Consider the following 22244-nt stretch of genomic DNA (forward strand, 5'->3'; position numbering starts at 1 on the left):
TTTTAACCACCTGCCCGTAAACCTGGAGAACCATCGCGTGTTTCAAAAAGTTGACGCCTATGCTGGCGACCCGATTCTTTCGCTTATGGAGCGTTTTAAAGAAGACACTCGCAGCGACAAAGTGAATTTGAGTATCGGTCTGTACTACAACGAAGACGGGATTATTCCGCAACTAAAAGCTGTCGCGGAAGCGGAAGCGCGTCTGAATGCACAACCTCATGGCGCTTCGCTTTATTTACCGATGGAAGGGCTGAACAGCTACCGCCATGCCATTGCGCCGCTGCTGTTTGGCTCTGGCCATCCGGTGTTACAACAACAGCGTGTGGCGACCATTCAGACGCTCGGTGGTTCGGGGGCATTAAAAGTAGGCGCTGACTTCCTGAAACGCTACTTCCCGGAATCAGGCGTCTGGGTCAGCGATCCTACCTGGGAAAACCACGTAGCAATATTCGCTGGGGCTGGATTCGAAGTGAATACTTACCCCTGGTATGACGAAGCGACTAACGGCGTGCGTTTTAATGACCTGTTGGCGACGCTGAAAACATTACCTGCCCGCAGCATTGTGCTGCTGCATCCTTGTTGTCATAACCCAACGGGCGCCGATCTCACCAACGACCAGTGGGATGCGGTGATTGAAATTCTCAAAGCACGCGAGCTTATCCCATTCCTCGATATTGCCTATCAAGGATTTGGTGCCGGTATGGAAGAAGATGCCTATGCCATTCGCGCGATCGCCAGCGCCGGATTACCTGCTCTGGTGAGCAATTCATTCTCGAAAATTTTCTCCCTCTACGGTGAGCGTGTCGGCGGTCTTTCTGTGGTGTGTGAAGATGCCGAAGCCGCAGGTCGCGTACTGGGGCAGTTGAAAGCAACTGTTCGCCGCAACTACTCCAGCCCGCCGAATTTTGGTGCGCAGGTGGTGGCTACGGTGCTGAATGATGCGGCGTTAAAAGCTAGCTGGCTGGCAGAAGTGGAAGAAATGCGTACCCGTATTCTGGCGATGCGTCAGGAACTGGTGAAGGTATTGAGTAAAGAGATGCCAGAACGCAATTTTGATTATCTGCTTAAGCAGCGCGGCATGTTCAGTTATACCGGTTTAAGCGCTGCTCAGGTTGACCGACTGCGTGAAGAGTTTGGTGTTTACCTGATTGCCAGCGGCCGCATGTGTGTTGCCGGACTTAATGCGCAAAATGTGCATCGCGTGGCGAAGGCGTTTGCAGCCGTGATGTAATGTCGTTAGCAGGTGGTTGAACAGCCGCCTGCTCAATTTTAACTTGTTGATATAATTATTATCATTGAGAATAGAGAGAAAGAAAAACTCTGCCCCTCATATAAAGCCGCTCACTTCTGGTAAGCGATATTAACCACGGACTAAATGGATATACCTACTCCATGGATAGACATTAAGCTATTAAAAAACACGAACTTCTCTCATGTGATCCTGCTCCCTTTCTCTAACAAAACCGCAGATAATCCTTCCTTTCCTCCGCTGCTGGCGTTATGGTCAGATGGTTTTTTCAACAAATCTCACAATAAAAAGTTTTAACTTACTGACTATTTAGGGAAAAATATGCGCAAGATCACACAGGCATTGAGTGCCGTTTGCTTATTGTTCGCTCTAAACAGTTCCGCTGTTGCCCTGGCCTCATCACCTTCACCGCTTAATCCGGGTACTAACGTAGCCAAACTCGCTGAACAGGCGCCAATTCATTGGGTTTCAGTCGCCCAAATTGAAAACAGTCTGGCAGGACGCCCACAGATGGCTGTTGGGTTTGATATTGATGACACTGTTCTGTTTTCCAGCCCTGGATTCTGGCGCGGCAAAAAAACGTTCTCGCCAGAAAGCGAAGATTATCTAAAAAACCCAGCATTCTGGGAAAAGATGAACAACGGTTGGGATGAATTTAGTATTCCAAAAGAGGTCGCGCGTCAGCTGATTGATATGCATGTCCGCCGTGGCGACACCATTTTCTTTGTGACAGGTCGTAGCCCTACGAAAACTGAAACAGTGTCAAAAACGCTGGCTGATGACTTTCACATTCCTGCAACCAGTATGAACCCGGTGATTTTTGCGGGCGATAAAGCAGGACAAAATACAAAAACGCAGTGGCTACAGGATAAAAATATCCGAATTTTTTATGGTGATTCCGATAACGATATTACCGCTGCACGTGATGTTGGCATCCGTGGCATCCGCATTCTGCGAGCCTCCAACTCCACCTACAAACCCTTGCCACAAGCGGGTGCATTCGATGAAGAGGTGATCATCAATTCAGAATACTGATAAGTCGGGAGAGCGCCTGACTCTCCCGAATGCTGTTTTTTTAATCGCACCTTTATCCTTTCGCTGTCTTGCTGCAAACTGATTAAGAGAGTTTTATCAAGGAGCAGCACATGTGGTTTCAAAAGACGCTCACGCTTAGCGCTAAATCTCGTGGGTTTCATTTGGTAACGGATGAAATCCTGACTCAACTAGCTGATATGCCGCGTGTTAATGTCGGTTTACTGCACCTGTTGCTGCAACACACTTCCGCCTCTCTGACACTTAATGAGAATTGCGACCCCACAGTACGCTATGACATGGAGCGTTTTTTCCTCCGCACCGTTCCCGACAACGGAAACTATGAGCATGACTATGAAGGGGCAGACGATATGCCTTCTCATATCAAATCCTCGATGCTGGGGGTATCGCTCGTATTGCCAGTGCATCAGGGGCGTATTCAGACCGGCACCTGGCAGGGAATATGGCTTGGGGAACATCGCATCCACGGCGGTTCGCGTCGCATTATCGCGACACTACAAGGGGAGTAAAAAATGACCATTTCGGAGTTGCTACAATATTGCATGGCAAAACCAGGCGCAGAACAGAGTGTGCATAGTGACTGGAAAGCAACGCAAATCAAAGTGGAAGATGTGCTGTTTGCGATGGTGAAAGAAGTGGAAAATCGCCCAGCGGTTTCGCTGAAAACCAGCCCTGCGCTGGCCGAGCTTTTGCGACAGCAGCATAGCGATGTTCGTCCCAGTCGGCATCTGAACAAAGCGCACTGGAGCACCGTATATCTCGACGGCTCGTTGCCGGATTCGCAAATCTATTATCTGGTCGATGCGTCGTATCAGCAGGCGGTGAATTTGCTGCCGGAAGAAAAACGTAAATTGCTGGTGCAATTCTGAAAGGAAAAGACCGTTCAGCAAGCGGCCTGAGAATGATGACAAACGCAAAATTGCCAGATGCGCTACGCTTATCAGGCCTACGTAACCCATGCAATATATTGAAATTGCATGTTTTTGTAGGTCGGATAAGGCGTTCACACCGCATCCGGCAAGAACAAAGCGCACTTTGTCAATAATCTGAGGCCGCTCAGAAAGCGGCCTTAACGATTACAGCATCGGCTTGAGGAAGCGTGCCGTGTGTGATGCTTCACACTCCGCGACGGTTTCTGGCGTACCGGAGACGAGGATCTCGCCGCCGCCGCTACCACCTTCCGGCCCCAGGTCGACAATCCAGTCTGCGGTTTTGATTACGTCGAGATTGTGCTCAATCACCACAATGGTGTTGCCCTGATCGCGCAGTTTATGCAGCACGTCGAGCAGTTGCTGAATATCGGCGAAGTGCAGGCCGGTAGTCGGCTCGTCGAGAATATACAGCGTCTGCCCGGTGCCGCGTTTTGACAGCTCACGCGCCAGCTTCACACGCTGGGCTTCACCGCCGGAAAGCGTGGTTGCGGACTGCCCGAGGCGGATATACGTCAGGCCAACATCCATCAACGTTTGCAGCTTACGCGCCAGCGCAGGTACGGCATCGAAGAACTCTCGCGCCTCTTCGATGGTCATATCCAACACTTCGTGGATGGTTTTGCCTTTGTACTTAATCTCCAGCGTTTCACGGTTATAGCGTTTACCTTTGCACTGGTCGCACGGTACGTAAATATCCGGCAGGAAGTGCATCTCCACTTTGATTACGCCATCGCCCTGACAGGCTTCGCAGCGTCCGCCACGGACGTTAAAGCTGAAACGCCCCGGCGTATAGCCGCGCGCACGAGATTCCGGTACGCCCGCAAACAGTTCGCGCACAGGCGTAAACACGCCAGTATAGGTCGCCGGGTTAGAACGCGGAGTACGACCAATCGGGCTTTGGTCGATATCGATGACTTTATCGAAATGCTCAAGTCCCTGAATATCTCGATACGGTGCCGGTTCGGCGATGGTCGCGCCGTTCAACTGGCGTTGGGCAATCGGGAACAGCGTGTCGTTAATCAGCGTCGATTTACCGGAACCTGAAACACCTGTAATGCAGGTAAACAGACCGACTGGCAGTGTCAGCGTCACGTCTTTCAGGTTGTTGCCACGCGCGCCTGTCAGCTTCAACACTTTTTCCGGATCCGCCGGAACGCGTTTTTTCGGCACTTCAATCTTGCGTTTGCCGCTCATGTACTGCCCGGTCAACGACTCCGGCACGGCCATAATCGCTTCCAGCGGACCTTCCGCGACCACTTCACCACCGTGTACACCCGCGCCCGGGCCAATGTCGATAACGTGGTCAGCGGCGCGAATAGCGTCTTCGTCGTGCTCCACCACAATCACGGTATTACCGAGATCGCGCAGATGGATAAGCGTACCCAACAGGCGCTCGTTATCGCGCTGGTGCAGGCCGATAGATGGCTCATCCAGCACGTACATAACGCCAACCAGCCCCGCGCCAATCTGGCTCGCCAGACGGATACGCTGGGCTTCACCGCCGGAAAGCGTTTCTGCCGAGCGGGAAAGTGTCAGATAGTTCAGACCGACGTTAACGAGGAATTTCAGACGATCGCCAATCTCTTTGAGGATTTTTTCTGCAATCTTCGCCCGCTGACCAGCGAGTTTGAGATTGTTGAAAAACTCCATCGCATGACCAATGCTCATGTCGGAGATAGCTGGCAGCGGCGTATTCTCGACATACACGTGGCGTGCTTCCCGACGCAGACGTGTTCCGTCGCAGCTGGTACACGGGCGATTGCTGATAAACTTGGCTAACTCTTCGCGTACCGCGCTGGATTCCGTCTCTTTATAACGGCGCTCCATATTGTGCAGCACGCCTTCGAACGGATGACGACGAATGGAGGTATCGCCGCGATCGTTCATGTATTTGAATTCAATGTTTTCTTTGCCAGAACCGTAAAGCACCACTTTATGCACGTTCGCGCTCAGGCTGCCCCACGGCGCTTCGACGTCGAACTTATAGTGATCTGCCAGCGATTTCAGCATCTGGAAGTAATAGAAGTTGCGGCGATCCCAGCCACGGATCGCACCGCCAGCCAGCGACAGTTCCGGATTCTGGATCACGCGGTCAGGATCGAAATATTGCTGTACGCCGAGGCCGTCACAGGTCGGGCAGGCCCCCGCCGGGTTGTTAAACGAAAACAGACGTGGTTCCAGTTCACGCATACTGTAGCCGCAAATCGGACAGGCGAAGTTGGCGGAAAATAGCAGCTCTTCCGCTTTTGGATCGTCCATATCAGCGACGACCGCTGTACCGCCAGAAAGCTCCAGCGCCGTTTCAAACGACTCAGCCAGACGTTGGGTGAGATCGTCGCGCACTTTGAAACGATCAATAACCACTTCAATGGTGTGTTTCTTTTGCAGTTCCAGTTTCGGTGGATCGGAAAGATCGCAGACTTCGCCATCTATGCGCGCACGGATGTAGCCTTGACTTGCCAGATTCTCCAGCGTTTTCGTGTGTTCGCCTTTGCGCTCTTTAATAATCGGCGCCAGCAGCATCAGACGTTTACCTTCCGGCTGCGACAGCACGTTATCCACCATCTGGCTGACAGTTTGCGCCGCCAGCGGAACATCGTGGTCCGGGCAGCGCGGCTCACCGACGCGAGCGTACAGCAGACGCAAATAGTCGTGGATTTCGGTGATTGTCCCCACCGTAGAGCGCGGGTTATGAGACGTCGATTTCTGTTCAATTGAGATGGCGGGTGAAAGCCCCTCAATATGGTCGACGTCCGGCTTTTCCATCAGTGACAGAAACTGCCGCGCATAGGCGGAAAGGGATTCAACGTAACGACGCTGCCCTTCGGCATATAAGGTGTCGAAAGCGAGCGAGGATTTGCCAGAACCCGAAAGCCCGGTCACGACAATGAGTTTGTCGCGGGGGATAACGAGGTTGATGTTTTTTAGATTATGGGTGCGGGCGCCCCGAACTTCGATCTTATCCATTCACCTTTCCCGGATTAAACGCTTTTTTGCCCGGTGGCATGGTGCTACCGGCGATCACAAACGGTTAATTATGACACAGAATGACCTGAATGAATATACAGTGTTGGAATGTGAAACCCAGAGCGCGATGTAACAATGTTTGACCAGAATTGTTTAGCGGAACCGAGGTCACAACATAGTAAAACCGCTATTGGTAATGCTACAATCGCGCGTTTACACTTATTAGAACGTTTTTTTTCAGGAGACATGAACATGGCCAGCAGAGGCGTAAACAAGGTTATTCTCGTTGGTAATCTGGGTCAGGACCCGGAAGTACGCTATATGCCAAATGGTGGCGCAGTTGCCAACATTACGCTGGCTACTTCCGAATCCTGGCGTGATAAAGCGACCGGCGAGATGAAAGAGCAGACTGAATGGCACCGCGTTGTGCTGTTCGGCAAACTGGCTGAAGTGGCCAGCGAATATCTGCGCAAAGGTTCCCAGGTTTATATCGAAGGTCAGCTGCGTACCCGCAAATGGACCGATCAATCCGGTCAGGATCGCTACACCACGGAAGTGGTGGTGAACGTTGGCGGCACCATGCAGATGCTGGGTGGTCGTCAGGGCGGTGGCGCTCCGGCTGGCGGTAACGTCGGTGGCGGTCAGCCGCAGGGCGGTTGGGGTCAGCCTCAGCAGCCGCAGGGTGGCAATCAGTTCAGCGGCGGCGCACAGTCTCGCCCGCAGCAGTCCGCTCCGGCAGCGCCGTCTAACGAGCCGCCGATGGATTTCGATGACGATATCCCATTCTGATTTTGTTTTAAAACAATAGATTATATTGTTTTAAGGTAGGTGATTAGCGCATCTGCCAGGGATAAAAAAAGAAGCCTCCATAATGGAGGCTTCTGCATATCACACCAAAATCATCGGCCATTGTGGCGGTGCCTGATTTGTGGCTTCGACCATTACCGACTCAATATTGTGCCAGATTGCGGCAATATCCATCATGGTGATTCCGAGCAGTCCCATCGCGAACCAGCAGGCGGAAACAACGCCCAGGCCACTACTGATCACCGCGAGTCCTACGTAATCAGACCGACGAAAACGGATGTTGAGCGTACTTGCCAGAAACATCAGTACGGCGCTAAGAAGCTGCCAGCGAAGAAGAACCACGCCAGTGGTGAGGGTAGCCATCGAACATTTCCTCTGAAAATAACCGATGCCCTGGACAGCACGGTGTTGTTCACGGGAGGCGTGATGCACTCTGGCTATCATGGGGCTTGCAAAATACCAAAATGAAACAATTAGTGCGTTTCACTATTTTTGTGAACTATATCACAATTGGTTGTTTGTTAGCCAGATAGAGTCGCTATTTTTATTAGCATGCTTATTTTGTGGTTTTTCAGTGGCGTCGCGGAAATACAAAATATCGTATCTTCCTGACTGACCCGTATTTTTTAGTAAATTCTTTTTGATATCAGCGTGTTATTTTTAATAAAACAACGATTATAAAGGTATCAATTTCAAATCAGGCAAAAGTGCTATTTATACCGTAAGATTTATCTAACGTCGTCGGTGGCCAGGGTTTTCACCTTGCAATGACCAGCTATAACCAGACAGGGAATTGATAGAAATGAGTCATCGTGCACGACACAAATTGCTGGCGTTGCCGGGCATTATCTTTGTAGCACTCCTCCCCATCATCCTGTCACTATGGATTGCCTTCATTTGGGCAAAATCAGAAGTGAACAATCAGCTTCGTGTCTTTGCCCAACTGGCGCTGGATAAATCCGAGCTGGTCATTCAACAGGCAGATTCAGCGAGCGATGAAGCGAAACGCTATCAGGGGCAAGTTTGTACACCGGATCATCAAAAGCGAATGTTGAATATTATTCGTGGCTATCTTTATATCAATGAACTGATATATGCCCAGGATAACCATTTTTTATGTTCTTCACTTATCGCCCCTGCTGACGGATATATGATCGCCCCCGCGGATTATAAGCGTGACCCTGACATTTCTATCTATTATTATCGCGATACCCCTTTTTTCTCCGGTTATAAAATGACTTATATGCAGCGGGGTAATTATGTGGCGGTCATCAATCCTTTATTCTGGAGTGAGGTGATATCTGACGATCCGACGCTACAATGGGGCGTGTATGATACGGTGACGAAAACCTTTTTTTCGTTAAGCAACCAGGCCTCGGCTGAAACGTTTACTCCGTTAATTCATCTGAATGATTTAACGGTGCAACGAAATGGTCATTTGTATGCAATGGTACATTCGACAAAACGCCCAATAGCGGCCATTGTTGCCACTTCAAATAAACGTCTTATCGCTCATTTTTATAATCATCTTATTTTTGCTTTGCCCGCAGGTATTTTTTGTAGTCTGGTACTCCTGTTACTCTGGTTGCGGATTAGCCAGGAGTACCAGTCACCCAAACGCAAATTGCAACGCGCCCTCGAAAAAAGACAGCTTTGTCTTTATTACCAGCCAATTATCGATATCAAAACAGAAAAATGTATTGGCGCTGAAGCGTTGCTACGTTGGCCAGGTGGTCAGGGGCAAGTGATGAGTCCGGCAGAGTTTATCCCATTGGCGGAAAAAGAGGGGATGATTGAGTTAGTCACTGATTATGTTATTGATAATGTATTCAGCGATCTGGGGGCGTATCTGGCAACACATGCCGATCGCTATGTTTCTATTAACCTGTCGGCCTCCGACTTTCATACATCGCGTTTAATTGCGCGAACCAATCAGAAAATAGAGCAATACGCGGTGCGTCCGCAGCAAATTAAATTTGAAGTTACTGAACATGCGTTTCTTGATGTCACCAAAATGACGCCGATTATTCATGCTTTCCGTCAGGCCGGTTATGAAGTTGCGATTGATGACTTCGGTATTGGCTACTCCAACTTACACAACCTTAATTCATTGAATATCGATATTTTGAAAATCGATAAATCGTTTGTTGAGACGCTGACCACGCACAAAACCAGCCATTTGATTGCGGAACACATCATTGAACTGGCGCACAGTCTGGGGCTAAAAACGATAGCGGAAGGGGTAGAAACGTCAGAACAGGTTAATTGGCTGCGCAAACGCGGCGTGCGTTATTGTCAGGGCTGGTATTTTGCAAAGGCGATGCCGCCGCAAATGTTTATGGAATGGACAGGGAAATTACCCGCACATGAGTTAATGTGCGGGAAATAATTCTAGATACGGTGGCGATAATCGCTGGGAGTGCGATCAAACTGCCGACGGAAAACGCGGGAAAAGGTCTGCTGCGAGACATACCCAAGATCCATTGCGATATCAAAAATAGGGCGCTCGGTGGTGCGCAACTCAACGGCAGCCAGTAACAGGCGGCGTTGACGAATGTAATCACCAAGTGTCTGATGCGTTACCGTGCGGAACATCCGCTGTAAGTACCACTTTGAATAACCTGATTTTTTTGCGACGACATCAATGTTCAGTGGCTGGTCAATATGCTCGTCAATCCATGCGATAAGATCCTGAATAATTTTCTGATGGGACATAAATCTGCCTCTTTTCAGTGTTCAGTTCGTTAATTCATCTGTTGGGGAGTATAATTCCTCAAGTTAACTTGAGGTAAAGCGATTTATGGAAAAGAAATTACCCCGCATTAAAGCCTTGCTCACCCCAGGCGAAGTGGCGAAACGCAGTGGGGTAGCGGTATCTGCACTGCATTTCTATGAGAGCAAAGGGCTGATTACCAGTATTCGAAATAGCGGCAATCAGCGACGATATAAGCGTGATGTGCTGCGATATGTGGCGATTATCAAGATTGCTCAACGTATTGGCATTCCATTGGCGACTATTAGTGAAGCATTTGGTGTGTTGCCTGAAGGGCATACATTAAGCGCCAAAGAGTGGAAGCAGCTTTCTTCGCAATGGCGAGAAGAATTAGATCGGCGCATTCATACCTTAGTGGCTCTGCGAGATGAACTGGACGGTTGTATTGGCTGCGGCTGCCTTTCGCGTAGCGACTGCCCGTTGCGTAACCCGGGCGACCGCTTAGGGGAAGAAGGTACTGGCGCGCGTTTGCTGGAAGACGAGCAAAACTAAAGCGCCACAAGGGCGCTTTAGTTTGTTTCCGGTCTTTGTCTTTCACTCTATCCCGCTGGTACACAGGAGGGTTTCCCCCGACGTCAACACACCTCATTCGAGCACGTGGTGGAGGTTCCGGTTGGTGTTGATACTTTAATTGTATGCCGCCTCCGTATCTTCGCCAGTGCAAAAAGACGTTTTTTAGACGCAATGTTTTTGCCATCTTGCACGATTTTTTACTGCAACCCTTCGCTACAAGCTACCTACAAATGCCGTAATTTTGCGCATCGACGATAACGTTTGCGCATCAATTGCCTGGTTTTTCATCGTCAATACAAGAAAAGGGAAAAAAGCAGCAAACTTCGGTTGAAAAAGCCGCTATGATCGCCGGATAATCGTTTGCTTTTTTTTACCACCCGTTTTGTATGCGCGGAGCTAAACGTTTGCTTTTTTGCGACGCCCCACATTGTCGCAAACCTGAAGCAGGAAGATAACGTTTCGCTGGCAGGGGATTGTCCGCCACGCATCTTGACGAAAAATAAACTCTCAGGGGATGTTTTCTATGTCTACGCCATCAGCGCGTACCGGCGGTTCACTCGACGCCTGGTTTAAAATTTCACAACGTGGAAGCACTGTCCGTCAGGAAGTGGTTGCCGGGTTAACAACGTTTCTGGCGATGGTCTACTCGGTCATCGTCGTTCCGGGCATGCTGGGTAAAGCAGGCTTCCCACCAGCAGCCGTTTTTGTTGCGACCTGTCTGGTTGCCGGAATTGGTTCAATCGCGATGGGGCTGTGGGCCAATTTGCCGCTGGCTATCGGTTGCGCTATCTCCCTGACCGCGTTTACTGCATTCAGCCTGGTGCTGGGGCAGCATATTAGCGTTCCGGTCGCGCTGGGCGCCGTGTTCCTGATGGGGGTGCTGTTTACAGTCATTTCTGCAACGGGTATCCGTAGCTGGATTTTGCGCAACTTGCCGCACGGTGTGGCGCACGGTACGGGGATTGGTATCGGCCTGTTCCTGCTGCTGATTGCTGCGAATGGTGTTGGCCTGGTCATTAAAAATCCGCTCGACGGTCTGCCGGTTGCGCTGGGTGATTTCGCCACCTTCCCGGTTATTATGTCGCTGGTAGGTCTGGCGGTGATCGTCGGTCTGGAAAAACTGAAAGTGCCGGGCGGCATTCTGCTGACCATTATCGGTATCTCGATTGTGGGCCTGATCTTCGATCCTAACGTTCATTTCTCCGGCGTTTTCGCTATGCCGTCTCTGAGCGATGAAAATGGTAACTCGCTGATTGGTAGCCTGGATATTATGGGCGCGCTGAATCCGGTGGTACTGCCGAGCGTACTGGCGCTGGTGATGACGGCGGTCTTTGATGCGACCGGAACCATCCGTGCAGTCGCCGGTCAGGCGAACCTGCTGGATAAAGACGGGCAGATCATTGATGGCGGTAAAGCGCTGACCACCGACTCCCTGAGCAGCGTTTTCTCAGGCCTGGTGGGGGCGGCTCCGGCCGCGGTATACATTGAGTCTGCGGCGGGTACGGCAGCGGGTGGTAAAACCGGTCTGACGGCAATCACCGTTGGCGTGCTGTTCCTGCTGATTCTGTTCCTCTCTCCGCTTTCTTACCTTGTTCCAGGTTACGCAACGGCTCCTGCGTTGATGTATGTTGGCCTGCTGATGTTGAGTAACGTGGCGAAAATCGACTTTGCTGATTTTGTCGATGCGATGGCGGGGCTGGTGACGGCGGTATTCATTGTACTGACCTGTAACATCGTGACCGGCATTATGATCGGTTTCGCGACCCTGGTTATTGGCCGTCTGGTTTCTGGCGAATGGCGTAAGCTGAACATTGGTACGGTTGTTATCGCCGCGGCACTGGTGACCTTCTACGCGGGTGGCTGGGCTATCTAATCTTTAATAAGATTCTGAAAACGGGTGGCAATGGCTGCCCGTTTTTATTTTCTCCGTACATTGTGTGAGCTTTTGCGATATTCTGAAAAAACTGAGAATTCAGGCATAACGCCTTTCTCAAACCATAAAACATCGCAAACAGGGAACGCATGGAAATCTTCTTTACCATACTGATAATGACCCTCGTGGTTTCGCTGTCCGGGGTGGTCACTCGTGTCATGCCCTTTCAGATTCCGCTTCCGCTTATGCAAATCGCCATTGGTGCGCTACTGGCGTGGCCGACGTTTGGTTTGCATGTGGAGTTTGATCCTGAACTCTTTTTAGTTTTGTTTATTCCGCCGCTGCTCTTTGCTGATGGCTGGAAAACGCCGACCCGTGAATTTCTCGAACATGGTCGGGAGATCTTCGGTCTTGCGCTGGCGCTGGTGGTAGTCACCGTAGTCGGCATTGGCTTCCTCATTTACTGGGTGGTGCCAGGCATTCCGCTAATTCCGGCCTTTGCGCTGGCGGCGGTGCTCTCTCCGACCGATGCCGTGGCGCTCTCCGGGATTGTTGGCGAAGGGCGAATACCGAAAAAAATCATGGGCATTTTGCAGGGCGAAGCGTTGATGAATGACGCCTCCGGCCTGGTGTCGCTGAAGTTTGCCGTGGCAGTCGCGATGGGAACGATGATCTTCACTGTTGGCGGTGCGACGGTCGAATTTATGAAAGTCGCGATCGGCGGTATTCTCGCTGGGTTTGTGGTGAGCTGGCTATATGGTCGCTCGCTGCGCTTCCTGAGCCGCTGGGGCGGCGATGAACCTGCGACACAGATAGTCCTGCTGTTCCTGCTGCCGTTCGCCTCTTATCTGATTGCCGAACATATTGGCGTTTCCGGTATCCTTGCGGCAGTTGCTGCCGGGATGACCATTACCCGTTCAGGCGTGATGCGCCGTGCGCCGCTGGCGATGCGTCTGCGTGCGAACAGCACCTGGGCGATGCTGGAGTTTGTCTTTAACGGCATGGTGTTCTTGCTGTTGGGCCTGCAACTGCCGGGCATTCTGGAGACGTCGCTGATGGCGGCAGAGATCGACCCGAACGTCGAAATCTGGATGCTGTTTACCGACATCATCTTGATTTACGCAGCGCTCATGCTGGTCCGTTTCGGCTGGCTGTGGACGATGAAAAAGTTCAGTAACCGCTTCCTGAAGAAGAAACCGATGGAGTTTGGTTCGTGGACCACACGAGAAATTCTTATCGCGTCTTTTGCCGGGGTTCGCGGGGCTATCACCCTGGCTGGTGTGCTCTCTATTCCGCTGCTATTGCCGGATGGCAACGTCTTCCCGGCGCGTTATGAGCTGGTGTTCCTGGCGGCTGGCGTCATTCTCTTCTCGCTGTTTGTTGGCGTGGTGATGCTGCCTGTTCTGCTGCAACACATTGAAGTCGCAGATCATTCTCAGCAGCTGAAAGAGGAACGCATTGCGCGCGCGGCAACGGCAGAAGTGGCGATTGTGGCGATCCAGAAAATGGAAGAGCGACTGGCGGCGGACACTGAAGAGAATATCGACAACCAGCTGCTTACCGAAGTCAGCTCGCGCGTCATCGGTAACCTGCGTCGTCGCGCCGATGGCCGAAACGACGTTGAGAGCTCCGTCCAGGAAGAGAACCTGGAGCGTCGCTTCCGTCTGGCGGCGTTGCGCTCAGAACGTGCGGAACTTTATCACCTGCGCGCCACGCGGGAGATCAGCAACGAAACGCTGCAAAAGTTGCTACACGATCTTGATTTGCTGGAAGCGTTGTTAATAGAAGAGAACCAATAACGCTTTGGCGGTGTAATCGGTAAAAAGGTGCAGTACATCGCACCTTTTTACCGTTGGTCAGGTGACCAGAGGCTAGTGGAGATTAATGCGCGCGGCCCTGCTCAACGCCAAAGCCGGTCTGGGAACGGATAAATTGCGCACGGAACAGTTCACGCTCGCGCGCCCCTTCCGCTGAATTATCGGTTGCCGAGAAGAACCAGATGCCGAGGAATGCCACGGAGATGGAGAACAGCGCCGGGTATTCGTACGGGAAGATGGCTTTTTCGTGACCGAGGATCTGTACCCAAATCGTTGGGCCGAGGATCATCAGTACTACCGCAGTAATCAGCCCTAACCAACCGCCCATCATTGCGCCACGAGTAGTCAACTTCGACCAGTACATGGAAAGCAGAATGATTGGGAAGTTGCAGCTCGCGGCGATGGCAAACGCCAGGCCCACCATGAACGCGATGTTCTGATTCTCAAACAGCACGCCGAGGATAATGGCAATCACGCCGAGGATCAGCACGGTGATTTTCGAGACTCGCAGCTCTTCACGTTCGGTTGCGCCTTTTTTGAAGACGTTAGCGTACAGGTCATGCGAAACCGCGGAAGCGCCCGCCAGCGTCAGACCCGCAACTACCGCGAGGATAGTGGCGAAAGCAACCGCTGAAATAAAGCCGAGGAACAGGTTGCCGCCCACCGCATTGGCCAGGTGAACTGCCGCCATGTTGTTACCACCAATCAGATGGCCCGCAGCGTCTTTATATTCCGGATTTGCACCGACCAGCATGATCGCGCCAAAGCCGATAATAAAGGTCAGGATGTAGAAGTAGCCCATAAATCCGGTAGCGTAGAACACGCTCTTACGCGCTTCGCGTGCATCGCTGACCGTAAAGAAGCGCATCAGAATATGCGGCAAGCCAGCCGTACCAAACATCAGCCCAAGCCCCAGAGAGAGCGCGGAGATCGGATCTTTCACCAGTCCGCCCGGTTTCATGATGTCGACACCTTTTGGGTGTACCGCCATCGCTTCGCTGAACAGATTGTTGAAGCTAAAGCCGACGTGTTTCATCACCATAAAGGCCATAAAGCTGGCACCGAACAGCAACAGAACGGCTTTGATAATCTGCACCCAGGTGGTCGCCAGCATGCCGCCGAACAGGACGTACATCATCATCAGCACGCCAACCAGCACCACCGCAATGTGATAGTTAAGGCCAAACAGCAGTTCAATCAATTTACCTGCGCCGACCATCTGGGCGATAAGGTAAAGTGCTACCACCACCAGAGAACCACAAGCCGAAAGAATACGAATCGGCCCTTGTTTCAGGCGGTAAGAAGCCACATCCGCAAAGGTATAGCGGCCCAGGTTACGCAGACGTTCGGCAATCAGGAACAGAATGATTGGCCAGCCCACCAGGAAGCCCAGCGAGTAGATCAGCCCGTCATAGCCGGAAGTAAACACCAGCGCGGAGATCCCCAAAAATGAGGCGGCAGACATATAGTCCCCGGCAATCGCCAGCCCGTTCTGGAAGCCAGTGATATTGCCGCCTGCGGTGTAGTAGTCATTACGAGAACGTACGCGTTTTGACGCCCAGTAGGTAATGCAGAGCGTGAACACGACGAAAATCAGGAACATAATAATCGCCTGCCAGTTTGTTGGCTGGCGCTCAACGGCCCCGCTAATAGCATCCGCGGCGTTAGCTGCGAAAGGGAGTGTGGCGGCAAGCGCCGTCAGAACTCTTTTCATGATGCTTGTACCTCATGCAGGACTTCATTATTTAGACGGTCGAATTCGCCGTTCGCCCGCCAGATGTAGATACCAGTGAGAACAAAGGAGATAACAATGACCCCAACGCCAACGGGAATACCGCGTGTGACGCTGGTGTTCGGATTCAGCGGGGTGCCCAGCCAGCCGGGCGCGAAGGCGATCAGTAAAATAAAGCTGATATAAACTGCCAGCATAATAATCGACAGGATGGTGGCAAACCGTTGCCGTTTTTCGACTAACTCCCTGAAATGCGCATTGTCTTCTATCCGCTGATAAATCGTACCATTCATCACAGATTCTCCAGAGGTAATGTAGGGATTGTTTTAATTCCCGCTCCCTTATGGGAGAAGGTTAACGCTCGGGTAACCCTTGCCGAATGTAGGCCGGATAAGGCGTTTACGCCGCATCCGGCAACCAGCGCCTGATGCGGCGCTGTCGCGTCTTATCAGGCCTACAAACCGTTACCGACTCACATCCGGCAATTGTGGGTTACGATGGCATCGCGATAGCCTGCTTCTCTTCAAGCAGCTTCTCGACCACGCCAGGATCGGCAAGCGTCGAGGTATCGCCCAGGTTGCTGGTATCGCCCGCCGCAATTTTGCGCAGAATACGGCGCATAATTTTGCCGGAGCGGGTTTTAGGCAGGGAGTCGGTCCAGTGCAGCACGTCTGGCGTCGCCAGCGGGCCAATCTCTTTACGCACCCAGTTGCGGACTTCTGCGTATAGTTCTGGTGACGGTTCCTCCCCGTGATTAAGCGTGACGTAGGCGTAGATCGCCTGACCTTTAATATTGTGCGGAATACCCACCACGGCGGCTTCGGCAATCTTCGGATGCGCCACCAACGCCGACTCAATCTCCGCCGTCCCCAGACGGTGACCAGAGACGTTCAGCACGTCGTCCACGCGCCCGGTGATCCAGTAATAGCCATCTTCATCGCGACGCGCGCCGTCGCCGCTGAAATACATATTTTTGAAGGTGGAGAAGTAGGTCTGTTCAAAACGTTCGTGATCGCCAAACAGCGTACGCGCCTGACCCGGCCAGGAATCGGTGATCACCAGACTGCCTTCAGCGGCACCTTCTTGTGGATTACCTTCGTTATCCACCAGCGCCGGTTGTACGCCGAAGAACGGGCGCGTTGCAGAACCGGCTTTCAGTTCGGTCGCTCCAGGCAGCGGCGTAATCATGAAACCGCCAGTTTCGGTCTGCCACCAGGTGTCGACCACCGGGCATTTCTCGTTGCCGATCTTCTTCCAGTACCACTCCCACGCTTCCGGATTGATTGGCTCGCCCACGGAACCGAGAATGCGTAGCGACGAACGGTCGGTGCCTTCAATCGCTTTATCGCCTTCCGCCATCAGCGCGCGAATCGCCGTTGGCGCGGTGTAAAGAATATTGACCTGATGCTTATCCACCACCTGCGCCATACGGGCAGGCGTCGGCCAGTTCGGTACACCTTCAAACATCAGCGTGGTCGCGCCGCAGGCCAGCGGGCCGTACAGCAAATAACTGTGTCCGGTAACCCAGCCCACATCAGCGGTACACCAGTAGATATCGCCCGGATGATAATCAAAGACATATTTAAAGGTCAGCGCCGCGTACACCAGATAACCGCCGGTAGTGTGCAGCACGCCTTTCGGCTTACCGGTAGAACCGGAGGTGTAGAGAATAAACAGAGGATCTTCGGCGTTTATCTCTTCCGCCTGATGCTGATCGCTGGCTTGCTCAACCAGGTCGTGCCACCACAGGTCGCGCCCTTCCTGCCAGTCGATTTTTCCGCCAGTACGCTTCAGTACCACCACATGTTCAATGCTGGTGACGTTCGGGTTTTTCAGCGCGTCATCAACGTTTTTCTTCAGCGGAATACTACGCCCGGCGCGCACACCTTCATCGGAAGTGATCACCAACCGTGAGTTAGAATCGATAATGCGTCCGGCAACGGCTTCCGGCGAGAAGCCGCCGAAAATTACCGAATGCACCGCGCCAATGCGGGCGCAGGCCAGCATCGCGACCGCAGCTTCCGGTACCATCGGCATATAAATCGCCACCACATCACCTTTTTTAATGCCCAGCTCGAGCAGGGTATTGGCGAAGCGGCAGACGTCGCGGTGCAGCTCTTTATAACTAATATGTTTGCTCTGACTGGCGTCATCGCCTTCCCAGATAATAGCGGTACGATCGCCGTTTTCTTGCAGATGGCGGTCAAGGCAGTTTGCCGCAAGATTCAGCGTGCCGTCCTCGTACCATTTAATGGACACATTACCGGGGGCAAAGGAGGTGTTTTTCACCTTCTGGTACGGTTTGATCCAGTCGAGAATTTTTCCCTGTTCGCCCCAAAAGGTATCTGGTGCGTTAATTGATTGTTGGTACATCGCTTCGTACTGCTGAGGGTTTATCAGGCAATGGTCTGCGATGTTGGCAGGAATGGTGTGTTTGTGTATTTGGCTCATGCTTTTGTTCTCCTTGTAGGATGTTAATAATATGTGTCATAAGCGTTAAATGTAGGGGTATTGGCAGTTTTGTTTAGTATTTGGGCGGCAGATCACGCAAAAGTAGAATTGTGCAAATAAACGACAGGATTATTTTTGAAGGACACCAACAAAAGTTGGCATTTTCTTTCTGGAACATGCAGTTATGCATGTGTTTGAAATGGAGGAAATTATCAACTAACTCTAAAGTGGTATTTTACATGCACTTACAATTGATTAAAGACAACATTCCGCATATGGTTATTTGTTACACATAGGGGCGAGCAATGTCATGACAGTGTATGTGCGGTTACTGTCATGAAAAAACAATAAAAACTGCCATTGCCTCAATGGCAAAATTTGGATAAAGCCCCTATGACAAGGATAAAAATAAACGCACGCCGTATCTTCAGCTTGTTGATTCCTTTTTTCTTTTTCACTTCTGTTCACGCTGAACAAACGGCCGCTCCCGCGAAACCTGTAACTGTGGAAGCGAAGAATGAAACCTTTGCCCCACAGCATCCCGATCAATATCTCTCCTGGAAAGCCACCTCGGAACAGTCAGAGCGTGTTGACGCCCTGGCGGAAGATCCACGGCTGGTGATCCTGTGGGCGGGGTATCCCTTCTCGCGCGATTACAACAAGCCGCGTGGACATGCCTTTGCTGTGACCGATGTGCGTGAAACTCTGCGTACCGGTGCGCCGAAAAACGCCGAAGATGGTCCGCTACCGATGGCATGCTGGAGTTGTAAAAGCCCGGATGTGGCGCGCCTGATCCAGAAAGACGGCGAAGATGGCTACTTCCACGGTAAATGGGCGCGCGGCGGCCCGGAAATCGTCAACAACTTAGGTTGTGCCGACTGCCATAACACCGCCTCACCAGAGTTCGCCAAAGGTAAGCCGGAGTTAACCCTTTCCCGTCCATATGCGGCGCGTGCAATGGAAGCCATTGGCAAACCTTTTGAGAAAGCTGGACGTTTCGACCAGCAATCGATGGTTTGCGGTCAGTGCCATGTGGAGTATTACTTCGACGGCAAAAACAAAGCGGTTAAATTCCCGTGGGATGACGGCATGAAAGTCGAAAATATGGAGCAGTATTACGACAAAATTGCCTTCTCTGACTGGACTAACTCCCTGTCAAAAACGCCAATGCTGAAAGCGCAGCACCCGGAATATGAAACCTGGACAGCGGGCATTCACGGCAAAAACAACGTGACCTGTATCGACTGCCATATGCCAAAAGTGCAGAACGCCGAAGGCAAACTCTACACCGACCATAAAATTGGTAATCCGTTTGATAACTTCGCCCAGACTTGTGCGAACTGCCATACCCAGGACAAAGCCGCCTTGCAAAAAGTGGTCGCGGAACGTAAGCAGTCGATTAACGACCTGAAAATCAAGGTTGAAGATCAACTGGTTCACGCTCACTTCGAAGCGAAAGCGGCACTGGACGCAGGCGCGACGGAAGCCGAAATGAAGCCGATTCAGGACGATATCCGTCATGCCCAGTGGCGTTGGGATCTGGCGATCGCTTCCCACGGCATTCATATGCACGCACCGGAAGAAGGTCTGCGGATGCTCGGTACTGCGATGGATAAAGCGGCGGATGCGCGTACCAAACTGGCGCGCCTGCTGGCGACCAAAGGCATCACCCATGAAATCCAGATCCCGGATATCTCGACCAAAGAGAAAGCCCAGCAGGCAATTGGCCTGAACATGGAGCAAATCAAAGCCGAGAAACAGGATTTCATCAAAACGGTGATCCCGCAGTGGGAAGATCAGGCACGTAAAAACGGTCTGTTAAGCCAATAACCCCGTTCCGCCTCGCAAGGGGCGGAAAACACAATGGAGTGAATATGAGCGTATTACGTTCGTTATTAACTGCCGGGGTGCTGGCGTCGGGCCTGTTGTGGAGCCTGAACGGAATTACCGCTACCCCTGCGGCGCAGGCATCTGATGATCGCTACGAAGTTACCCAGCAGCGTAACCCGGATGCCGCCTGTCTGGACTGTCATAAGCCAGATACCGAAGGTATGCATGGCAAACATGCTTCCGTTATCAACCCGAATAACAAACTGCCGGTCACTTGCACCAACTGTCACGGTCAGCCATCACCGCAACACCGCGAAGGGGTGAAAGATGTGATGCGCTTTAACGAGCCGATGTACAAGGTTGGAGAGCAGAACAGCGTCTGTATGTCCTGCCATCTGCCGGAACAGTTGCAAAAAGCGTTCTGGCCGCACGATGTTCACGTAACCAAAGTGGCGTGCGCCAGCTGCCATTCCCTGCATCCACAGCAAGATACGATGCAGACGTTAAGTGACAAAGGACGGATCAAGATTTGCGTCGATTGCCACAGCGATCAGCGCACCAATCCGAACTTTAACCCGGCGTCTGTTCCGTTGCTTAAGGAGCAGCCATGACCTGGTCACGTCGCCAGTTTCTCACCGGCGTCGGTGTGCTGGCAGCCGTCAGCGGCACCGCAGGGCGCGTGGTGGCGAAAACGTTGAATATCAATGGGGTGCGTTACGGCATGGTGCATGACGAGTCGTTATGCATCGGCTGTACCGCCTGTATGGATGCTTGTCGGGAAGTGAACAAGGTGCCGGAAGGTGTCTCGCGCCTGACGATTATTCGTAGCGAGCCGCAGGGCGAATTTCCTGATGTGAAATATCGCTTCTTCCGTAAGTCTTGTCAGCACTGCGATCATGCGCCGTGCGTTGACGTCTGCCCGACCGGTGCGTCTTTTCGCGATGCCGCCAGTGGGATTGTCGATGTTAATCCGGATCTCTGCGTCGGTTGTCAGTACTGCATCGCCGCCTGTCCGTACCGCGTGCGCTTTATCCATCCGGTCACGAAGACAGCGGACAAATGCGATTTCTGCCGCAAGACTAATTTGCAGGCCGGTAAGTTACCCGCGTGCGTTGAAGCTTGCCCGACGAAGGCGCTGACGTTTGGCAATCTGGACGATCCCAACAGTGAGATTTCACAACTGCTGCGCCAGAAGCCCACTTACCGCTACAAGCTGGCGCTGGGAACCAAACCGAAGCTGTACCGCGTGCCGTTTAAATACGGGGAGGTGAGCCAATGACTCAGGCTTCCGCATTTCATTTTGAATCGCTGGTGTGGGACTGGCCGATTGCCATCTATCTGTTTTTGGTGGGGATCTCTGCCGGACTGGTGACGCTGGCGGTGTTGCTGCGTCGCTTCTACCCGCAGGCGGGTGGTGCAGACAGTACGTTGCTGCGCACCACGCTGATTGTCGGGCCTGGCGCAGTGATCCTCGGCCTGCTGATCCTCGTCTTTCATCTGACGCGTCCGTGGACCTTCTGGAAGCTGATGTTCCACTACAGTTTTACCTCGGTGATGTCGATGGGGGTGATGCTGTTTCAGCTCTACATGGTGGTGCTGGTGCTGTGGCTGGCGAAAATCTTTGAACACGATTTGCTTACCCTGCAACAACGCTGGTTGCCGAATTTGGGGAGCGTGCAAAAGGTCTTGAGCCTGCTGACGCCCGTTCATCGCGGACTGGAAACGTTGATGCTGGTGCTGGCGGTGCTACTGGGGGCTTATACCGGCTTTCTGCTGTCGGCGCTGAAATCGTATCCGTTCCTCAATAACCCGATCCTGCCTGTGCTGTTCCTCTTCTCCGGCATCTCGTCCGGTGCGGCGGTGGCGCTGATCGCCATGGCGATACGCCAACGCAGTAACCCGCATTCCACGGAAGCGCACTTTGTTCACCGGATGGAAATCCCTGTGGTATGGGGTGAAATTTTCCTGCTGGTGGCGTTTTTTGTCGGTCTGGCGCTGGGCGATGACGGTAAAGTGCGTGCGCTGGTGGCGGCATTGGGTGGCGGTTTCTGGACGTGGTGGTTCTGGCTTGGTGTCGCTGGGCTGGGGCTGATTGTGCCAATGTTGCTCAAACCGTGGGTCAATCGCAGTTCCGGCATTCCTGCCGTGCTGGCGGCGTGTGGGGCCAGCCTGGTCGGCGTGTTGATGCTGCGCTTTTTCATTCTCTACGCCGGACAGTTGACGGTGGCGTAAGCCAGAAAAGAGGTG

The 22244-nt window shown here is 52.3% G+C and carries 19 protein-coding genes; 13 read left to right on the top strand and 6 right to left on the bottom strand.

From position 1 onward, the window contains the following. Positions 1–37: 37 nt before the first annotated feature. The 4 genes from tyrB (at position 38) to D9738_RS02260 (ending at position 3171) form a co-directional block, all read left to right on the top strand. Positions 38–1231, top strand: coding sequence for an aromatic amino acid transaminase (gene tyrB / locus D9738_RS02240; protein WP_130259472.1), 1194 nt, complete (start codon positions 38–40; stop codon positions 1229–1231). A gap of 339 nt (positions 1232–1570) precedes the next feature. After that, positions 1571–2284, top strand: coding sequence for an acid phosphatase AphA (aphA, locus tag D9738_RS02250; protein WP_130205816.1), 714 nt, complete (start codon positions 1571–1573; stop codon positions 2282–2284). A gap of 110 nt (positions 2285–2394) precedes the next feature. Then, positions 2395–2811 (top strand): secondary thiamine-phosphate synthase enzyme YjbQ, encoded by a 417-nt coding sequence (locus tag D9738_RS02255; protein WP_130205818.1) that lies wholly within the window; start codon positions 2395–2397, stop codon positions 2809–2811. Between the two features lie 3 nt (positions 2812–2814). Further along, positions 2815–3171, top strand: a complete 357-nt coding sequence (locus D9738_RS02260; protein WP_130205820.1) for an MmcQ/YjbR family DNA-binding protein — start codon at positions 2815–2817, stop codon at positions 3169–3171. 207 nt (positions 3172–3378) lie between these two features. On the opposite strand, the gene uvrA is transcribed toward D9738_RS02260, so the two are convergent. Next, entirely contained in the window at positions 3379–6201 is a 2823-nt protein-coding gene (uvrA, locus tag D9738_RS02265) for an excinuclease ABC subunit UvrA (protein ID WP_130205822.1), read from the bottom strand. A 252-nt stretch (positions 6202–6453) separates the two neighbouring features. Here uvrA and ssb1 point away from each other — a divergent pair, with 252 nt between their 5' ends. Further along, positions 6454–6990 (top strand): single-stranded DNA-binding protein SSB1, encoded by a 537-nt coding sequence (gene ssb1, locus D9738_RS02275; protein WP_000168309.1) that lies wholly within the window; start codon positions 6454–6456, stop codon positions 6988–6990. A 99-nt stretch (positions 6991–7089) separates the two neighbouring features. On the opposite strand, the gene D9738_RS02280 is transcribed toward ssb1, so the two are convergent. Next, positions 7090–7371, bottom strand: a complete 282-nt coding sequence (locus tag D9738_RS02280) for a YjcB family protein (protein WP_064525602.1) — start codon at positions 7369–7371, stop codon at positions 7090–7092. A gap of 439 nt (positions 7372–7810) precedes the next feature. Between D9738_RS02280 and D9738_RS02285 the strand changes: the two genes are divergently transcribed. After that, positions 7811–9397: an EAL domain-containing protein gene (locus D9738_RS02285; protein WP_130259473.1), complete on the top strand. Its 1587-nt coding sequence runs from the start codon at positions 7811–7813 to the stop codon at positions 9395–9397. A 2-nt stretch (positions 9398–9399) separates the two neighbouring features. Here D9738_RS02285 and soxS read toward each other — a convergent pair whose 3' ends face one another. Further along, positions 9400–9723: a superoxide response transcriptional regulator SoxS gene (gene soxS, locus D9738_RS02290; protein WP_000019357.1), complete on the bottom strand. Its 324-nt coding sequence runs from the start codon at positions 9721–9723 to the stop codon at positions 9400–9402. An 85-nt stretch (positions 9724–9808) separates the two neighbouring features. On the opposite strand from soxS, the gene soxR reads away from it, so the two are divergent. The 3 genes from soxR (at position 9809) to D9738_RS02305 (ending at position 13966) form a co-directional block, all read left to right on the top strand. Next, positions 9809–10273 carry a redox-sensitive transcriptional activator SoxR gene (gene soxR / locus D9738_RS02295; protein ID WP_000412432.1) on the top strand — a complete coding sequence of 155 codons (465 nt, stop codon included), beginning with the start codon at positions 9809–9811 and terminating at the stop codon, positions 10271–10273. Positions 10274–10817: 544 nt separating this feature from the next. Continuing rightward, positions 10818–12167: a guanine/hypoxanthine transporter GhxP gene (ghxP, locus tag D9738_RS02300; RefSeq protein ID WP_130205830.1), complete on the top strand. Its 1350-nt coding sequence runs from the start codon at positions 10818–10820 to the stop codon at positions 12165–12167. A gap of 149 nt (positions 12168–12316) precedes the next feature. Continuing rightward, positions 12317–13966 (top strand): Na+/H+ antiporter, encoded by a 1650-nt coding sequence (locus D9738_RS02305; protein ID WP_130205832.1) that lies wholly within the window; start codon positions 12317–12319, stop codon positions 13964–13966. Positions 13967–14048: 82 nt separating this feature from the next. Here the strand turns inward: D9738_RS02305 and actP are convergent, their stop codons facing one another. From actP to acs, 3 genes are all read right to left on the bottom strand, one after another. After that, on the bottom strand, positions 14049–15698 hold the full coding sequence (gene actP / locus D9738_RS02310) for a cation/acetate symporter ActP (protein ID WP_130259474.1): 1650 nt from the start codon (positions 15696–15698) through the stop codon (positions 14049–14051). Further along, positions 15695–16009 (bottom strand): DUF485 domain-containing protein, encoded by a 315-nt coding sequence (locus tag D9738_RS02315; protein WP_001337746.1) that lies wholly within the window; start codon positions 16007–16009, stop codon positions 15695–15697. The genes actP and D9738_RS02315 overlap by 4 nt, the downstream gene beginning before the upstream one ends. A gap of 199 nt (positions 16010–16208) precedes the next feature. Further along, positions 16209–18167 carry an acetate--CoA ligase gene (acs, locus tag D9738_RS02320; protein WP_130205834.1) on the bottom strand — a complete coding sequence of 653 codons (1959 nt, stop codon included), beginning with the start codon at positions 18165–18167 and terminating at the stop codon, positions 16209–16211. 393 nt (positions 18168–18560) lie between these two features. Between acs and nrfA the strand changes: the two genes are divergently transcribed. The 4 genes from nrfA to nrfD are packed head-to-tail and all read left to right on the top strand — an operon-like array spanning position 18561 to position 22229. Next, positions 18561–19997, top strand: a complete 1437-nt coding sequence (gene nrfA, locus D9738_RS02330) for an ammonia-forming nitrite reductase cytochrome c552 subunit (RefSeq protein WP_130205836.1) — start codon at positions 18561–18563, stop codon at positions 19995–19997. A gap of 44 nt (positions 19998–20041) precedes the next feature. Further along, a complete protein-coding gene (gene nrfB / locus D9738_RS02335; RefSeq protein WP_001295391.1) occupies positions 20042–20608 on the top strand; it encodes a cytochrome c nitrite reductase pentaheme subunit in 567 nt (188 codons plus the stop codon). After that, positions 20605–21276 (top strand): cytochrome c nitrite reductase Fe-S protein, encoded by a 672-nt coding sequence (nrfC, locus tag D9738_RS02340; protein WP_000220281.1) that lies wholly within the window; start codon positions 20605–20607, stop codon positions 21274–21276. The genes nrfB and nrfC overlap by 4 nt, the downstream gene beginning before the upstream one ends. Beyond that, positions 21273–22229, top strand: coding sequence for a cytochrome c nitrite reductase subunit NrfD (nrfD, locus tag D9738_RS02345; RefSeq protein WP_130259475.1), 957 nt, complete (start codon positions 21273–21275; stop codon positions 22227–22229). The genes nrfC and nrfD overlap by 4 nt, the downstream gene beginning before the upstream one ends. Positions 22230–22244 lie beyond the last annotated feature (15 nt).

The organism is Escherichia sp. E10V5 (assembly GCF_004212315.1).
Taxonomy (GTDB): Bacteria; Pseudomonadota; Gammaproteobacteria; order Enterobacterales; family Enterobacteriaceae; genus Escherichia.

Coding starts and splice junctions, on each gene's coding strand:
- D9738_RS02260 (WP_130205820.1), top strand. CDS start 2,815: ATGACCATTTCGGAGTTGCTACAATATTGCATGGCAAAACCAGGCGCA.
- D9738_RS02280 (WP_064525602.1), bottom strand. CDS start 7,371: ATGGCTACCCTCACCACTGGCGTGGTTCTTCTTCGCTGGCAGCTTCTT.
- D9738_RS02305 (WP_130205832.1), top strand. CDS start 12,317: ATGGAAATCTTCTTTACCATACTGATAATGACCCTCGTGGTTTCGCTG.
- soxR (WP_000412432.1), top strand. CDS start 9,809: ATGGAAAAGAAATTACCCCGCATTAAAGCCTTGCTCACCCCAGGCGAA.
- D9738_RS02315 (WP_001337746.1), bottom strand. CDS start 16,009: ATGAATGGTACGATTTATCAGCGGATAGAAGACAATGCGCATTTCAGG.
- nrfA (WP_130205836.1), top strand. CDS start 18,561: ATGACAAGGATAAAAATAAACGCACGCCGTATCTTCAGCTTGTTGATT.
- ssb1 (WP_000168309.1), top strand. CDS start 6,454: ATGGCCAGCAGAGGCGTAAACAAGGTTATTCTCGTTGGTAATCTGGGT.
- nrfD (WP_130259475.1), top strand. CDS start 21,273: ATGACTCAGGCTTCCGCATTTCATTTTGAATCGCTGGTGTGGGACTGG.
- actP (WP_130259474.1), bottom strand. CDS start 15,698: ATGAAAAGAGTTCTGACGGCGCTTGCCGCCACACTCCCTTTCGCAGCT.
- soxS (WP_000019357.1), bottom strand. CDS start 9,723: ATGTCCCATCAGAAAATTATTCAGGATCTTATCGCATGGATTGACGAG.
- ghxP (WP_130205830.1), top strand. CDS start 10,818: ATGTCTACGCCATCAGCGCGTACCGGCGGTTCACTCGACGCCTGGTTT.
- uvrA (WP_130205822.1), bottom strand. CDS start 6,201: ATGGATAAGATCGAAGTTCGGGGCGCCCGCACCCATAATCTAAAAAAC.
- acs (WP_130205834.1), bottom strand. CDS start 18,167: ATGAGCCAAATACACAAACACACCATTCCTGCCAACATCGCAGACCAT.
- aphA (WP_130205816.1), top strand. CDS start 1,571: ATGCGCAAGATCACACAGGCATTGAGTGCCGTTTGCTTATTGTTCGCT.
- nrfC (WP_000220281.1), top strand. CDS start 20,605: ATGACCTGGTCACGTCGCCAGTTTCTCACCGGCGTCGGTGTGCTGGCA.
- nrfB (WP_001295391.1), top strand. CDS start 20,042: ATGAGCGTATTACGTTCGTTATTAACTGCCGGGGTGCTGGCGTCGGGC.
- D9738_RS02285 (WP_130259473.1), top strand. CDS start 7,811: ATGAGTCATCGTGCACGACACAAATTGCTGGCGTTGCCGGGCATTATC.
- D9738_RS02255 (WP_130205818.1), top strand. CDS start 2,395: ATGTGGTTTCAAAAGACGCTCACGCTTAGCGCTAAATCTCGTGGGTTT.